This window comes from Shewanella sp. ECSMB14101 (genome assembly GCF_000773485.1).
Taxonomy (GTDB): Bacteria; Pseudomonadota; Gammaproteobacteria; order Enterobacterales; family Shewanellaceae; genus Shewanella; species Shewanella marisflavi.
The window spans coordinates 554,559-570,709 of the sequence record NZ_JSFF01000001.1 but is presented as its reverse complement, the minus strand read 5'-3'; the positions used below and the strand labels follow the sequence as shown (position 1 = coordinate 570,709).

Genomic DNA, 16,151 nt, shown 5'->3' with positions numbered 1-16,151 from the left:
TACTGCGGCTTTTTTGTAGTTATTGGAAAAGTTTCCTACAGTTAATACAAACTCCTATAACGACAGATGGACAATGGCTAAAGTAATAGGTTTAGGTGGAATATTTTTTAAGAGCGAGGATCCTCAAAAACTCGCCAACTGGTACAAAACCTACCTTCAGGTGCCAGTAGAAAACTGGGGCGGCGCAGCCTTTTACCTCAATAATCTGATGCCAATGGCTGCCACAGGCTACAGTGTGTGGACCCCCATGGCCAAAGACACAGATTACCTTCACCCTTCAAGCAAAGAGTTTATGTTTAATCTGATCGTCGATGATCTCAATGAAGCGCTGGCCCAGGTGGCCGAAGGCGGCGCCGAGTTAATAGCGGAAACCGAAGACTCTGAATTTGGTCGTTTCGGTTGGTTTATCGACCCCGATGGCAACAAGGTAGAGCTCTGGCAGCCCAGTAACCAAGCATAGCGCTGGAAAACCGGACCAAACAGGCATATGCTGGCGCTAACGACAAGCAACTCGGACGCTTCTCATGCAAAAATCACTGGCAAGTATTCTCTTAGGCGGCTTTATCTGCGCCGGTCTCTATCTGTTAGGCACAAGTTTAGGTGACAGCATCATCAAGATGCGCGCCATGGAACGGACTGTCACGGTAAAAGGCCTCGCTGAGGCAGAAGTGAAAGCCGATACCGCTATCTGGCCCATCCGCTTTACCCAAGTGGATAACGATCTCAATAACCTCTATCAAGAGGTCCAAACCAAAACCGATAAAGTTATTGCCTTCCTGATTAAACAAGGCTTTACACAGCAAGAGATCTCAAGCTCGCTCCCCTCTATCGAAGACAGGCAGGCCCAGGGCTATGTCGACCCTAACGTCAAATACCGCTACGCCGCTCAGGTCACTGTTTCACTCTATACCAAACGGGTCGAGTTGCTTCTGGCCACTCAAGGTAATCTTCTTGAGCTGACCAAAGAAGGGATAGCCATCTCCAATCAAGACTACAACGGACGCACTGAATTTCTGTTCACTGGGCTCAACGAGTTAAAACCACAAATGGTACAGACAGCCACAGAAAACGCCCGTCAAACCGCTGAGAAGTTTGCGAAAGACTCGGACTCTCAACTTGGTAAGATCAAAAACGCCTCTCAGGGACAATTTACCATCAGCAACCGAGACAGTAATACACCGAGTATTAAAAAAGTCAGGGTGGTTTCTACTCTGACCTATTACTTAAACGATTAGTTTTAAAGGGGCTAATAATTTCGCCCCTATCAATCGTATTTTTCTAATAAAAGATTGCACAAGCTTAAAAAGTCCATTAGAATTTTCTTATGAAGTTTTAAGAGGTGATCTTCCATGCAAGTACAACACGCGTTTTCTATCGGCATTATGCTGTCACTTGTCAGCCTATTTTCGAGTGCCAGTGAGCAGCCGACAATAACCCTAACTACAGAGTCTCAGCCCCAGTGGATCACCTTAGATGCACAGCTTGAAGCCGTAAAGTCGGCCACGGTATCGGCGCAAACCTCCGGCCGTATCATCAAGATTAACTATGACGTTAATGATATTGTTCCTCAGGGCGCATCACTGCTTGAGATCACCAGCAAGGCCCAAGGCGCCGAACTGGCGGCGGCCGAAGCCGAGCTTGCCCGTGCCCAGGCTCAAAATGAAGAGGCACAAAAACAGCGTAAACGTTTTGAGCAGTTGTTCCCACAAGGCGCTATCTCTCAAGGAGATATGGACCAGGCCATCGCCAATGCCAGAGCCGCAGCACAAGCCGTAAGCGCGGCCAGAGCGCGGATTATTCAAGCCAATGAATCCCTGCAATATACTATCGTTAGTGCACCCTTTGCCGGTGTAGTCACTGCACGCCATGTGGAAGTGGGTGAAACCGTGTCTCCTGGCCAGCCACTGCTCAGCGGCTTTGCCACCGAACATATGCGCGCAGTCACTCATGTGCCGCTGCGTTACATCGACGCGCTAAGAGCCAACCCTAAGATGAAACTCGCCCTGGCCAATGGAAAAGAGATAGAGTCTGATGCCCTGACCATCTTCTCTTTTGCCGACGCCAATAGTCACAGCTACAAGACGCGAATTGACTTGCCGCCTCAAGAACCCAACCTGATGCCAGGCATGTGGGTCAAAGCCAGTTTTAATGCCGGCGATCGCAATACGCTCACCATTCCCGAATCGGCGGTGATCTATAACAGCGAACTCAGTGCGGTTTACCTCAAGCACAAGGATCATTTCGTTCTCAATCAGGTACGTTTGGGAAATAAACAAGGGGATCGTTTCGAGGTGCTCTCTGGCCTGAGCGACGGTGACACCATCGCTCTCGATGCCTATCAAGTACTGCTGCAGTTAAAGCAATAATGCCGTTGATCTCATAGGAGCCGTATTACGATGAATCAGCAAGATCGACACACAGATGGACCGCACAATACTAAACGCCTAGGGTTCTCTGGGCGCCTCGCGGCGATGTTTCAGCTCAGTGCCATTACTCCGCTGCTGGCATTGCTTGGGCTTTTGCTTGGTCTATTTGCCGTCATGGTTACTCCAAAAGAGGAAGAACCTCAAATTGATGTCACCTTTGCCGATATCTATATCCCCTTCCCTGGCGCGACCCCGAGTGAAGTCGAGCAGTTGGTGACTCAGCCTATGGAAGAGGTGATCTCGCAGATCAAGGGCATAGACACCCTTTACTCCTTCTCTCAACCAGACGGCGCATTGATCATCGCTATCTTCGAGGTTGGCATTCCCCGCAATGAGGCGATAGTCAAACTCTACAACCAGGTCTATTCCAATAAAGACAAGGTTGCCAGCCATGCCGGCGTGGGCGAGCCACAGATTAAACCCCGTGGCATCGACGATGTGCCTATCGTCAGCCTGACCCTCTGGTCGAAAAACAGGGCGCAATCTGCCGAGCAACTCACCCATATCGCCAAGGGACTGGAAAGTGAGCTTAAGCGCATTCCGGGCACCCGAGAGATCTATAGCGTTGGTAGCCATGAGATCAGCCTGAACGTACGCATTGACCCGGCGAAGATGAGCTTCTATGGCCTTACCTATGATGATATTAACCGCAGCTTGTCGAGCAACAACCATGTCTCCATGCCGGTATCTCTGGTGCAAGATAATCAGGAGATCAAGGTACAAACTGGGCAGTTTTTAAAATCGAAACAAGAAGTTGAGCAGCTGGTTGTTGCCGTCTATCAGGACGAATCTGGCCAAAGCGCCCCCGTGTATCTGGGCGATATCGCCAAGATTAGCCTCAATAGTGACATCCCAACCCAGCACGCCTGGCATGGCGACAAGTCGGCAATCTACCCAGCCGTTACCATAGCTATCGGCAAGCAGCCTGGCGAAAATGCCGTGGATATCGCCAATGTGATCCTGGAAAGACTGGATAAGATAGACAACATCTTAGTCCCGGACGATGTCAACATAGAGGTATCGCGTAACTATGGTAAAACCGCAGGTGATAAGGCCAACACCCTGATCCTTAAGCTGGTATTTGCTACCTCCGCCGTGGTGATCTTAGTGTTTCTCACCATGGGTCTGCGTGAGTCTGTGGTGGTGGGTATCGCCATCATTATCACCTTGGCGATCACCCTGTTTGCCTCCTGGGCTTATGGCTTCACCTTAAACCGTATCTCATTGTTTGCCTTGATATTCTCCATCGGTATCTTAGTCGATGATGCCATTGTGGTGGTGGAGAACATTCACCGGCACATGGCCCTTGGAAAACGATCCTTTGTGGAGCTGATCCCCATCGCCGTCGACGAAGTGGGCGGACCGACTATTTTGGCGACCTTTACCGTGATCGCCGCATTAATGCCGATGGCCTTTGTATCTGGCCTCATGGGCCCCTACATGAGCCCTATTCCCATCAATGCCAGCATGGGGATGCTGATCTCCCTGGCCATCGCCTTTATCGTGACCCCTTGGCTGGCGACTAAGCTACTCAAAGGCCATAGCCATCAGAGCAGCGATAGCGAACATGACGTAGACGATCGCATGCTCAGACTCTTTACTCGCTTGATCTCGCCCTTTGTTCGAGGCAAACAGGCCGGTAAGGCAAGAATTGGTCTAGGCGCCGCAATTGCCTTACTGATCATGATTGCCGTCTCGCTGCCGGTGGGACAGCTGGTAGTGCTTAAGATGCTGCCATTTGACAATAAGTCTGAGTTTCAGGTGATGGTAGACATGCCAGAGGGCACACCGGTTGAGCAAACTCAGCGCGTCCTCAAGGCGCTGGCCTTAGAGCTGGATAAAGTGAAAGAGGTGGATAACTATCAGCTCTATGCGGGTACCAATGCGCCGATGAACTTTAATGGCTTGGTTCGCCACTATTTCCTCAGACAAAGCCAGGAACTGGGCGACATTCAGGTCAACTTGGTCGACAAGGGTGATCGCGACAGAGACAGCCACAGCATTGCCTCTGAGGTACGTATGGCACTTCAGGCCACAGCCAAGCAATACAATGCCAACGTCAAGGTCGTCGAAGTGCCTCCTGGGCCGCCGGTATGGTCACCTATCTTAGCCGAGGTCTATGGCCCCAACGCCGAGATGCGCGAAACCGCTGCCAAAGCGTTGCAACAGCTATTCCACGACACGCAGGACGTAGTCGATATCGACATCTACCTGCCAGCCGCGCAGCAAAAGTGGCAGGTCAATATCGACCGCTCTAAGGCCAGCCTGCTGGGCGTGCCTTATAGCAACATCGTCGATCTGGTGGCGACCTCTGTCGGTGGCAAGGCGGTGAGCTATTTGCACAAGCCGAATCAAAAGACCCCAGTACCTATCAAGCTTCAGCTAGAAGAAGGCGCCAAGGTAGATCTGGAGCAGGTGCTTAACCTCAGGCTCACAACAATGTCGGGGACCTCTGTGCCTGTCTCTGAGCTGATCACCATACATAAGCGCGTCATAGATGCCCCTATCATACGCAAGAATATGATCCCAATGATCATGGTGGTAGCCGATATGTCTGGTCCGCTGGATAGCCCACTCTATGGCATGTTCGACATCGCAGGCAGTATCAACCAAGAAGGCGGTCTGGGCTTTGACCAGCATTATGTCAATCAACCCTCAGGCCTGGACAGCATTGCCGTGCTTTGGGATGGCGAGTGGAAGATCACCTATGAGACCTTTAGAGACATGGGGATAGCCTATGCTGTGGGCATGATAGCTATCTATCTGCTGGTCGTCGGTCAGTTCCGCTCCTACAGCGTCCCGTTGATCATCATGGCGCCGATCCCGCTCACCATTATTGGGGTGATGCCGGGTCACGCTCTGCTTGGCGCTCAATTTACCGCCACCTCAATGATAGGCATGATCGCCCTGGCCGGTATTATCGTGCGTAACTCTATCCTCTTGGTGGACTTTATTAATCAGGAAACCGCAGCTGGCGTGCCCTTCGAACAGGCGGTGATCCATTCCGGCGCCGTCAGGGCCAAGCCCATCATGCTAACGGGTCTGGCCGCCATGATAGGTGCACTGTTTATTCTTGATGATCCGATCTTCAACGGGCTAGCCATTAGCCTGATCTTCGGCATCTTGGTTTCAACGCTATTAACCCTGGTGGTGATCCCCGTGCTCTATTACGCCGTGATGCGCCATCGCCCCGAATATTTTGCCGCGGTCAATCCGCAATCTTAAGGAGATACAGTATGTCTGTCGAACGTAGTATTTTTGCCTTTGCTGGCTTTATGGTCATGTTGTCATTGCTGCTCACCGCCTTTGTACATCCCAACTTTATCTGGCTAACCGCCTTTGTTGGCGCTAATCTATTTCAAAGCGCCTTTACCGGCTTCTGCCCCGCAGCCATGTTAATGAAGAAGATGGGGATCAAAACGGAAGCGGAATTGGCTCGCATGAAATAATACCAATCACTGTAAGTAAGTGATCAGAAATAGCGTTTTAACAAGCTAGGATGAGCAGTTATTGACTAAGATTGGTAAAACTCACAGATCACAAGGAGTCAAGGTGAGACAAGCCAAAAAAATGCTAGCAACCCCTGTAATGAGTCTGATGGCGCTGTTCTTCATCGTCATCATGGGTGTCTCTGCGCCGAGTTACGGCGAAGAGAAAAACCCTAAAATCGCTTGGGAACATATTGAGCATGGGGCCATGATTGTCGATGTCAGAACCCCGGAGGAGTTCGCTGAGGGACATTTAGCAAACGCAATAAATATCCCCTTTGAGCAGATTGCCGAGGAGTTTACCAAGCGTAATATCGATAAAGATCAATCCGTTGTGCTCTATTGTCGCAGCGGTCGGCGTAGCGGTATAGCACAGGAAAGCCTGATCAAATTGGGTTACAGCAACACCTATAACGGTGGTGGCTATCAAAGCCTGGTAAAAGAGTAACGAATACAGCATTTAAAAAGGCACCTTAAGGTGCCTTTTTTATTTCAGTGGCTTGGATGTCTTTTACAATACAAAATAGCTACCACCTTGGTTTTTAGCTATCAGCCTTCCTGTCGATTGCCCACCTAAACTGTAACAAGTCAAACATCATATAACTATTTGATATAAGGTATTTCAATTATGGAATATCTAATTTCTATTTAATACACAGATTTAAAATTAACAGTCAATTTCTCGTCGCTATCTCTCCCGCCAAACCAACCCTGTATAAACACGCTAAAAATTCGAATAAATACTCAAAAATATTATAAATCACCCAGATTGCAATCGTATTCATTGATTAGCAAGTGCATAAAAATGTATTAAAAACCATCCCAAATCTTTCGCCAGCCAAACTTAACACCTTGTTTACAAATGTTTCATCAGCAGATAAATTCACTGCCGAGTGACGGTTATTGTGGCAGTCATGCTGCAATGCACTCTAATAATAATTATTAATTCTAACTTTTAAAATGGAATACAAAATGACAGTTAAAAAGACAACTGCGGTCGCTATGTCTTTGTCTGCGCTTGCCCTGGCAATTGCAGCAAACGTCAATGCAGCCCCTTCGAAAGGACTCCACCTGCAGGCAGACAATGCCCGCATCAATCAAGCCTCACCACTGCCTAAGCGTTACATAGTCAAATTTAAGAATGCCGAAGCTGCAGCCCAGGCCAGTGATAACGCGCTCAGTGAGTATCAGCCAAGAGCTAACGAAGTTTTCTCACAACACAGAGCACTTAACAGCGTGAAGGCCAAGCAGATGAAGCGCATCGGTCGCTCAAACGCCTACTCAGCTCAGTTAGATGCAAACGGTATCAAGGCCCTGAAACTTCGCGCCGACGTGGATTATGTCGAAGAAGATATGCCGCGCCGTTTACTCAGCGAAACCACACCTTGGGGCCAAACCTTTGTGGGCGCCACCAGCCTGAGCGACAGCATGGCTGGCAACCGCACTATCTGTATCATCGACTCGGGTTACGACCGCAGCCACAGCGAGCTAAGCGGCAACAATGTAACTGGTACCAATAACTCAGGCACAGGCAACTGGTATGAGCCAGGTGCGAACAATGCCCACGGTACTCACGTTGCCGGCACCATCGCGGCTATTGCCAACAACGACGGTGTAGTAGGTGTTATGCCAAACCAAAACGCCAACATCCACGTGGTCAAAGTATTTAACGCCGAAGGTTGGGGTTACTCCTCTTCATTAGTGTCAGCGGTTGACACTTGTGTAAACAATGGTGCAAACGTGGTAACCATGAGCCTGGGTGGTTCGCAATCAACCACCACAGAGCGTAACGCGCTTGCAGCCCACGCCAACAACGGCGTGCTACTGATTGCAGCAGCCGGTAACGCCGGTAACAACACTCATAGCTACCCTGCGTCATACGACGCTGTGATGTCTGTGGCTGCGGTAGATAACAACAAAGATCACGCAGCCTTCTCTCAATACACTAACCAAGTAGAGATCTCGGGCCCAGGTGAAGCAATTCTGTCAACCGTCACACGTGGTGAAGGTCGTCTGGCCAACATCACAGCCGGTGGCGTGTCCTATTTTGACAATGGCGTCGTGCCACATAACCGCTTTGTGAAAGACAGCAGCGGCAACTATGTTGGCACACCGATAATAGGTTCTGTCACCGCTGAGCTGGCCGAATGTAGTGTTTCTGGTGGCGTCTTTAACTGTGGCGACATGACTGGCAAGGTTTGTCTGGTTGAGCGTGTCGGCAATCAAGGCGCTAGTTATCCAGAGATCGATGCAGTGAAAGCGTGTAACAATGCAGGCGCACAGGCTGCAATCGTCTTTAGTAACACCACGCTACCAGGTTTGCAAAACCCCTTCCTGGTTGACACGAACAACGAAGCCCCTATGGTTTCTGTTTCTGTCGATCGCGCAACCGGTCAGGCACTGCGCGCTCATCTGGGCACCAATGTTACCGTTGCCAACACAGATGCTGAAGATTACGAGTACTACAACGGTACTTCTATGGCGACGCCTCACGTCTCTGGCGTAGCAACGCTGGTGTGGAGCTATCACCCTGAGTGTAGCGCCGCCCAGGTTCGTGCAGCGCTTAACGCAACGGCAGAAGATCTTGATGTAGCTGGTCGCGATGACAAGACAGGTTACGGTCTAGTCGACGCAGTTGCCGCCAAAGCGTATCTCGATGCCTCTTGCAACGGCCCAACCGATCCAGGTACAGGCAGCGGTAGCAACGTACTAGAAAATGGCGTGGCTAAGACCAACCTGACTGGCGTGAAAGGCGACGAGCTACACTTCTCAATCGATGTGCCAGCCGGTGCCAGCGATCTGAACTTCGCCATGAGCGGTGGTACAGGCGATGCTGACCTTTACGTTCAGTATGGTGCGGCGCCTACTCTAAGCAGCTACGACTGTCGTCCATGGAAAGGCGGCAACAGCGAGTCTTGCCCAGTGAGCACACCACAGGCGGGGACTTACTATGTGATGGTTCAAGGCTATAGCGACTTTAGCGGTGTAAGCCTAACGGCCAGCTACACTGAGCAAAGCTCAGGCGGTAACACAGGCGGCGCCGCTACCTACACCAACAACACTAGCTACGCTATCCCTGACAACAACACGGCTGGCATCAGCAGCCCAATTGCTGTCACTCGTAGCGGCGACTCTGGCACTGTCACAGTAAAGGTTAACATTACCCATACCTATATCGGTGACCTGCAGGTTGAGCTGCATAGTCCAAGCGGTCAAGTTGCCGTACTACACGACAACAGCGGCGGCAGTGCTGACAACATTATTAAGAGCTACACAGTGGACATGTCTGGCGTTGAATCTGCCGGAACCTGGACACTGAAGGCTGTCGACAGCGCCCGTCGTGATACAGGCACTATCGATGCTTGGGAACTTAGCTTCCAGTAAGCAAATGCCAATATAAGGGGACCTCAGGGTCCCCTTTTTTATCGAAAACATCCAAAATAAACTGATATAATGACCCAAATTTTTTAGAAATCTTTACCATGACTCAGGCGAACAATCCGCTACACGGCATCAAACTAGAAACCCTACTCACAGATCTTGTCGATCACTACGGCTGGGAAGAGTTGGGCAGACGCATAGATATCCGCTGTTTTAATCACGACCCTTCTATCAAATCCAGTCTTAAATTTTTACGTAAGACCCAATGGGCTAGAGAGAAAGTCGAGCGCCTTTACCTCAAGATGATAGGCGAGCCTATCCCGCCACACCTAAAAGGCGAGACCGGTCGTGACGCTCAAGCGCCTGCTGCGACACCACGCGTTGATACAGCAGACAGTCAGGGGCAAAAGGATGTTAATCAGCATATCTGGGGCAGCAAAGAGTGATCTTTCAGGGTTTATCACAACATAGATAGAAGGCCTGAGATAAATAAGAAGATCTGAGATAAACAAGAAGATTCAGACATTAAGAGAAAATCGCTACACCAAGAGCTCATGGCATTGCAAGGGAATGATTGCCTGAGCGCCGAGCTGCAAGGTAAACCGTTTCAAGAGCAGGTAGTCATCGCTAGGCAGCTGATGTCACGGCGTAAAACGAAAGCTCAGTTAAGAGCATAAAGACACATCTCATCACGCCGCGAGAGTGTCACGGCGCTGACCAGAGAATTAGGCTAGTCTTGATGACCTTCGGTAAAGTGATATTCAGACATCATATGACCCAGCTCGGTCGATTTAGTCTTAAGATAGGCCTCGTTATAACGATTCTTACCCACCTGCAGCGGAACTCGCTCTATAACGGCAATACCTAACTCCTTCATCGCCTTTACCTTACGCGGATTATTGGTCATCAGCTTCACTTGCTGCACACCAATCTTCTCCAGCATAGGTTTGATCATGTCATACTTGCGCATATCGGCAGCAAAGCCCAGACGTTCATTAGCTTCTACCGTATTGGCGCCTTGATCTTGCAACTCATAGGCACGGATCTTATTAAGCAGGCCTATGCCACGACCTTCCTGTCGCAGATAAAGAATAAAGCCTTGGCCTGCCTCGGCAATATTTTGCATGGCGGTTTGCAGCTGAAAGCCGCAGTCACAGCGCAAGCTAAACAGCGCATCGCCAGTAAGACATTCGGAATGAATACGTCCAAGCATAGGCTGGTTTGCGTCTAACTCGCCAAAGGTGAGCGCCACATGTTCTTTGCCCGTCTCTGTATCTTCGAAACCGTGCATGGCAAATACTCCCCAAGGGGTGGGAAGCTTAGAGGTGGCGACATACTTAATCGACATGAAATAACCTTTACAACTCGCTCTAGTCTGAGACACGAATAAAGAAGAATAATAAGGTGGAGGGATTCTCCCCTTTCTCAGACCGAGCATTCTATGTGTTTTTGCCTAACAGTGAAATACCCGAGTGTTGAAATCGGTTATTGCTTCACCGCAACCACTTTGGCTCATAAGGATACGCTTTGACTGGCGTCAAGGCTATGAAGTCGCTCACGCCAGCATCAAATTTATCATTGCTTTAGCTTAAAAAGCCTTAGGTGCGTAGCCCGTTACCTGAGTGAGTCCCATCTGACGCCCTAACGCCGTCATAGGATGAACCACCACCAAGCCTTTCACCGAACGCTTAAGCTTACCCATATCGGCCTGCTCCGCCTTAGTGAGCGCGCGACTAAAAGCCAGCTCACTCACCTCTGAGCCTTTTTTGTTCAGTTGGCGGCTTTGCTGCTGCTTGACGTGGGTAATTTGCTTAGTTACCGCATTGATCTCTTGCTTAAACTGCAAAATCACCGCCTGATCACCACGTTTTTCAGCCGCATCTAACTTGCGGCGATACTTGTCGAGACGATCGTTCAATTGCTGTAACTCTTGCTTTAAATTCATTAACTTGCCTTAAAATCTAGCTAAAATACAAATGCAGCCCTTAGCTAAAAATAGGCTGCATCTGCAAAATTGGCGAACATTATACCACTAATGGGGAAGAAGCGGACAAGTCATCATGCCCAAAGACAGACTGTGCCATTAAATGACTTAAGCCTTAAACTCATGATTATCGCTAAGATAGTGGATCACCTGATTACTGCTGCCACGAAAAACCAAACTGGGATCGGCCAGCGATTGCTCAAACTTACCGTCCACCAACACATCCACGTAGGCGATCACCGCCCGCTGAGCAGGCGTGAGCTCATCTAAGGTATAACCCGTCCATAGCCAGATATCTTTGCCAGGGCACTCATTTTTTACCCTTTGCACCAAGGCCAGGATATCGTCCAAGTTCTGAGGGTATAACGGATCCCCTCCAGAGAGCGACAACCCACGGCGCTTGATACGGGTATCGTTCAAATCCTTAATCACCTGCTCAATCATCGCCTGATCAAAGAGGTGACCCGAGCAGGGATTCCAGGTCGATTGGTTGTAACAGCCGCGGCATTGATGCTCACAGCCAGACACAAACAGGGTCACCCTGGTGCCGGGGCCGTTCACCACATCGATGGGAAAATATTGATGATAATTCATGTATGCCTCACACAAAGATAGCAAGAGCCTATAGGCACCTTGCTATCTTGAGTTTCACCTAGCCACAGCACCTTTAACTAAGGTGCAGTCACCTCATTAGAGGTGCTTCACCCTGCGCTTCACCTCTTCCTGCTTACCATAGTTGAAGGGTCTGGCATCAGGACTACCGAGATAGCCGCATACCCGGCGGGTCACTGAAACCCTGCTCGGCTCATGGTTACCGCATTTAGGACAGGTAAAGCCCTTACTGGTACAGCTAAACTCGCCGGTGAAGCCACAGTCGTAGCACTCATCGATAGGTGTATTGGTCCCATAGTAAGGCACGCGGCTATAGCTGTAGTCCCAGACATCTTCCAGCGCCTCAATATTATTTTGCATATTGGGGTACTCGCCATAGCAGATGAAACCACCACTGGTGAGCGCTGGATAGGGCTGCTCGAAATCCAGCTTATCGTAAGGGTTAACCTTCTTCTCTACATCCAAGTGGAAACTGTTGGTGTAATAGCCGCGATCTGTCACGCCATCGATCACGCCAAAGGCCTTGGTATCTAGCTTACAGAAACGACTACACAGATTTTCACTCGGTGTGCTGTAGAGGCTAAAGCCATAACCTGACTCTTCACGCCAGCGCACGGTCGCCGCCTTAAGATACTCGATGATGGCAATCGCCTTCGCCCTCAGCTCCTCGCTGTCATACACATGGGTATCATTGCCATAAAGGGCATTGATGCTCTCATGGAGGCCGATATAGCCCAGAGAGATGGATGCACGGCCATTCTTGAAGATCTGGCTGATCTCATCATCGGCGCGCAGACGCACGCCACAGGCCCCTTCCATATATAAAATAGGTGCAACCCGAGCCTTAACGCCTTGCAGACGTTCGATACGGGTATCCAAGGCGCGGCGAGCAACGATTAAACGCTGATCGAGTAACTGATAGAAGCGCGCCTCATCTCCTTGCGCCTCGATTGCGATTCGAGGCAGGTTCAGGCTGACCACCCCTAAGTTATTGCGCCCTTCGTGTACCAACTCACCCTCTTCTTCATAGGTACCCAAGAAGCTGCGACAACCCATAGGCGTCTTAAAGGAACCTGTGACCTTCTCAACCTGCTCGTAGTTGAGAATATCGGGATACATGCGCATAGACGCACACTTAAGCGCCATCTGCTTGATGTCATAATTACAGTCGCCCGCCTTATGATTGATGCCGTCTCGAATCGCAAACACCAACTTAGGGAAAACTGCGGTTTTACGGTTCTTACCTAGACCCGTCATACGCACCTTCATCATAGAAGATTGGATAAGGCGTGACTCCCATGAAGTCCCCAGGCCAAAACCAAAGGTGACAAAAGGTGTCTGGCCGTTGGCGGTATGCAGGGTGTTGACCTCATATTCCAACGACTGGAAGGCATCGTGACACTCTTTCTCTGTCTGCGCCGTGGCAAACGCTTTGGCATCAGTGATACCCCAGGTCAGTGCCACCTGGTAATGCTTGTCGTAACTCTTGGCCACGAAAGGCGCCAGCACCTCATCGATACGGTTGATGGTGGTGCCGCCATAGATATGGCTGGCCACCTGGGCGATGATCTGCGCCGTCACCGCCGTGGCGGTAGAGATAGACTTAGGGGTTTCAATCTCGGCGTTGCCCATTTTAAACCCATGGGTCAGCATACCGGCCAGATCGATCAACATGCAGTTAAACATGGGGAAAAATGGCGCATAGTCGAGATCGTGATAATGGATCTCACCCGCTTCATGGGCAGAAACCACATCCCTTGGCAGAATATGACGGGTGGCATAGTGTTTAGCCACAATGCCCGCCAATAGATCGCGCTGGGTTGGGATAACCTTAGAGTCTTTGTTGGCATTTTCGTTGAGCAGACTGGCATTACTCTGCTCCACCAAGCCACGAATATCACGATTAAGGCGGCTGCTCAGCTCACGGTGAACATCTCTGTCGTGACGATACTCGATATAGACCCTGGCAAGTTGCTTATAGGGACCTTCCATCAGCTGATTTTCGACCGCATCTTGCAGATCGTGAATATCAACTTTGTCAAATTCCGCCACCGACTGACGTACTTGTTGGGCCACGGCCGTGGCATAGGCAACATCATCAATACCTGCCGAATTAGCTGCTGCGATCACAGCATCTCGAATCCTTGTTTCGTCAAAAGGCGTGCGGTAACCATCCCGCTTAATAACCACTGGCATTGTTCAATATCTCCTCAAGTAACGGCCAAACTAACACCATATATAGTGTCAATATAGTCGATGAACACAATATGTAGCGCATTAAGCTACAAGTTGCGAACAAGTACCTTGATCCAGATCATGAATTTACCGATGGAATTTTGCGACAAAAGATTACTGCCAACCAGGCCACTGATCGCCAAAACTAGCCTTGACCTCTCACTCAAACAAAGCTAGATACGGGATAAAAATGGGACAAGCTGTGAATAAATTACGTAATTCGTTTAGATAGCGCCAAATAACGCTGTAATTGCCCCGAAGCTTGTTGCGAACTTCCCGACGAGGCGGCCAATTGCATGGTCGATTTCAGTCCCTGCCACATCGACCTGTCGGCATCTGTCATAGCCTGATCGCCATTCACAAATACCGACAGCTGCGCCGAGACCCTGGCGGCCTTTTGATTCAATCCCTGGCTATCTAAGCCATCCATCTGCTTAAGCACGGACTCAGCGTCATCGAGAATAGACACCATAACACTGTCTGGCTTAGTTGCCTGTAATTGACTGCGCTGGGCGTTAATAAACTCAAGTAAGTTAGGCTGAGCTTCGTCGGCCTTGGGGATCTCAAACCCCGCCTGACCAAGGCGGGAGAGCTGACTTTCAGATAAGATGCCATCTTGATGCAGGCGTTGGATCAACTTAGGAATGTCTCCCAGGCCAAACTCACCAGAGGCAAAGAAATCTTTCGCCATGGCATCAATCTTTTGTGCCCTGGCCGCTCTGGCAGAAAAACGAACCTCTTCCTGTTTAATCTCAGGTCCAGTCGTCTGCTCCGGGGTCTGTGCCGCCTGGTGCGACAGGGTCACCTTTTCACCCGACAGATGACCATCGACACCCTTGTCCGTCTGACCATAGGTGTTGGCAATAAGACTCGCTTGTGAACCGCTAATGGCCTGGCTAATTGAATTCATTGTCAATTTTCCGACTGCTGCTAAGAATTATCTAAGCAATCAGCAAAAACCAGGCCATGGTTTAGATTATCTGGCTATTAAGCGGTTATGAGCCCTCAAGCTCATCGATACGAGCGCGAATGATATGTGCCACCAGCTTCACCGCCTCCTGACCCGCTTCTATCGCTTCTCTGGCGCGGTGAAACTCCATGGTGCCAATCTCCATCACATTGGGGGTAATGAGAATATCAGGCGGATCGCCCATCAGGCGCACCCGCTTGTGGCGCTGCTCTAAAATATCCATCGACTGAGACATCACGGCTAACATCCCAGGCTCACTGCGATTGCCTAACGAAAATTTATCGGTTAGGCCAGTGACATACTCTCGGCCCCTTGCCAACAGATCCATAAAGCCGCTCTCCAACTCTTTGTCGGCTTTGATCTGCTCGGCCGGGCTAGGTTTAACATCTGATGAGATAGCCACCGGCAGTTGCTGAACACGTGCCTTTCGGTGGGCATTAAGATCCACCGCAATCACAAGATCGACCCCCATGGCCCGACTGACAGACACAGGCACAGGGTTAACCACTGCGCCATCGACCAACCAACGATCGCCGACCCTGGCCGGTGGCAAAATTCCCGGCATAGAACAGGAGGCCCTGACCGCGTGGCGCAAGTTCCCCTGTTTAAACCAGATCTCCTGACCGGTATAAAGATCGGTCGCCACCGCCGCAAACGGCATCTGCATCTGCTCGATATCCAGGTTGCCGATATGCTGCTGCATCACATCAAACACCTTCTCGCCACCGATTAAGCCTCCTTTGCGCCAACTCAGATCCATCAGCCCCAACACATCCCAGCTGGAAAAGCTGCTGACCCAGGCCTCAAGATCATCCAGATTATCTTGCGCATAGGCTGCCCCCACCACGGCGCCAATAGAACAGCCCGCGACCTTATTGGGTAACACTCCCATACTTGCTAGCTCTTTAAGCACACCAATATGTGCCCACCCTTTTGCCGCACCGCTGCCCAGCGCTATGCCGATATTCGCCATACTCTCTTTAATACTCCCTGGGATAGTTGGCAAATCTCTGTTTGCCGACCTTAACTGAGTTCATTTTTCATCATAAGCCAAA

The 16,151-nt window shown here is 50.2% G+C and carries 14 protein-coding genes; 8 read left to right on the top strand and 6 right to left on the bottom strand.

All coding sequences use genetic code 11. The annotated features are described in order from the left end of the window. Positions 1-73: 73 nt before the first annotated feature. The 8 genes from NY07_RS02455 to NY07_RS02420 all read left to right on the top strand — a co-directional run bounded on the left by NY07_RS02455 (position 74) and on the right by NY07_RS02420 (position 9,741). Positions 74-460, top strand: coding sequence for a VOC family protein (locus NY07_RS02455; protein ID WP_033537726.1), 387 nt, complete (start codon positions 74-76; stop codon positions 458-460). 64 nt (positions 461-524) lie between these two features. Further along, positions 525-1,235: an SIMPL domain-containing protein gene (locus NY07_RS02450; RefSeq protein ID WP_033537725.1), complete on the top strand. Its 711-nt coding sequence runs from the start codon at positions 525-527 to the stop codon at positions 1,233-1,235. A gap of 114 nt (positions 1,236-1,349) precedes the next feature. After that, complete coding sequence (locus NY07_RS02445; RefSeq protein ID WP_033537724.1) at positions 1,350-2,366, top strand: efflux RND transporter periplasmic adaptor subunit; 1,017 nt, start codon at positions 1,350-1,352, stop codon at positions 2,364-2,366. A gap of 30 nt (positions 2,367-2,396) precedes the next feature. After that, on the top strand, positions 2,397-5,651 hold the full coding sequence (locus NY07_RS02440; protein ID WP_033537723.1) for an efflux RND transporter permease subunit: 3,255 nt from the start codon (positions 2,397-2,399) through the stop codon (positions 5,649-5,651). Positions 5,652-5,662: 11 nt separating this feature from the next. Continuing rightward, positions 5,663-5,875 (top strand): YgaP family membrane protein, encoded by a 213-nt coding sequence (locus NY07_RS02435; RefSeq protein WP_033537722.1) that lies wholly within the window; start codon positions 5,663-5,665, stop codon positions 5,873-5,875. A gap of 172 nt (positions 5,876-6,047) precedes the next feature. Then, complete coding sequence (locus NY07_RS02430) at positions 6,048-6,362, top strand: rhodanese-like domain-containing protein (protein ID WP_373681775.1); 315 nt, start codon at positions 6,048-6,050, stop codon at positions 6,360-6,362. 524 nt (positions 6,363-6,886) lie between these two features. After that, positions 6,887-9,298: a S8 family serine peptidase gene (locus NY07_RS02425; RefSeq protein ID WP_033537721.1), complete on the top strand. Its 2,412-nt coding sequence runs from the start codon at positions 6,887-6,889 to the stop codon at positions 9,296-9,298. A gap of 98 nt (positions 9,299-9,396) precedes the next feature. After that, entirely contained in the window at positions 9,397-9,741 is a 345-nt protein-coding gene (locus NY07_RS02420; protein WP_033537720.1) for a VF530 family DNA-binding protein, read from the top strand. A 284-nt stretch (positions 9,742-10,025) separates the two neighbouring features. Here the strand turns inward: NY07_RS02420 and ribA are convergent, their stop codons facing one another. The 6 genes from ribA to rssA form a co-directional block, all read right to left on the bottom strand. Next, positions 10,026-10,643, bottom strand: coding sequence for a GTP cyclohydrolase II (ribA, locus tag NY07_RS02415; RefSeq protein ID WP_033537719.1), 618 nt, complete (start codon positions 10,641-10,643; stop codon positions 10,026-10,028). A gap of 240 nt (positions 10,644-10,883) precedes the next feature. Beyond that, positions 10,884-11,240, bottom strand: coding sequence for a YibL family ribosome-associated protein (locus tag NY07_RS02410; RefSeq protein ID WP_033537718.1), 357 nt, complete (start codon positions 11,238-11,240; stop codon positions 10,884-10,886). A 147-nt stretch (positions 11,241-11,387) separates the two neighbouring features. Continuing rightward, positions 11,388-11,873, bottom strand: a complete 486-nt coding sequence (nrdG, locus tag NY07_RS02405) for an anaerobic ribonucleoside-triphosphate reductase-activating protein (RefSeq protein WP_033537717.1) — start codon at positions 11,871-11,873, stop codon at positions 11,388-11,390. A 96-nt stretch (positions 11,874-11,969) separates the two neighbouring features. Then, positions 11,970-14,087, bottom strand: coding sequence for an anaerobic ribonucleoside-triphosphate reductase (gene nrdD, locus NY07_RS02400; RefSeq protein ID WP_033537716.1), 2,118 nt, complete (start codon positions 14,085-14,087; stop codon positions 11,970-11,972). A 250-nt stretch (positions 14,088-14,337) separates the two neighbouring features. Next, complete coding sequence (locus NY07_RS02395) at positions 14,338-15,036, bottom strand: hypothetical protein (RefSeq protein WP_033537715.1); 699 nt, start codon at positions 15,034-15,036, stop codon at positions 14,338-14,340. An 85-nt stretch (positions 15,037-15,121) separates the two neighbouring features. Further along, a complete protein-coding gene (rssA, locus tag NY07_RS02390) occupies positions 15,122-16,069 on the bottom strand; it encodes a patatin-like phospholipase RssA (protein ID WP_033537714.1) in 948 nt (315 codons plus the stop codon). Positions 16,070-16,151: the final 82 nt, after the last annotated feature.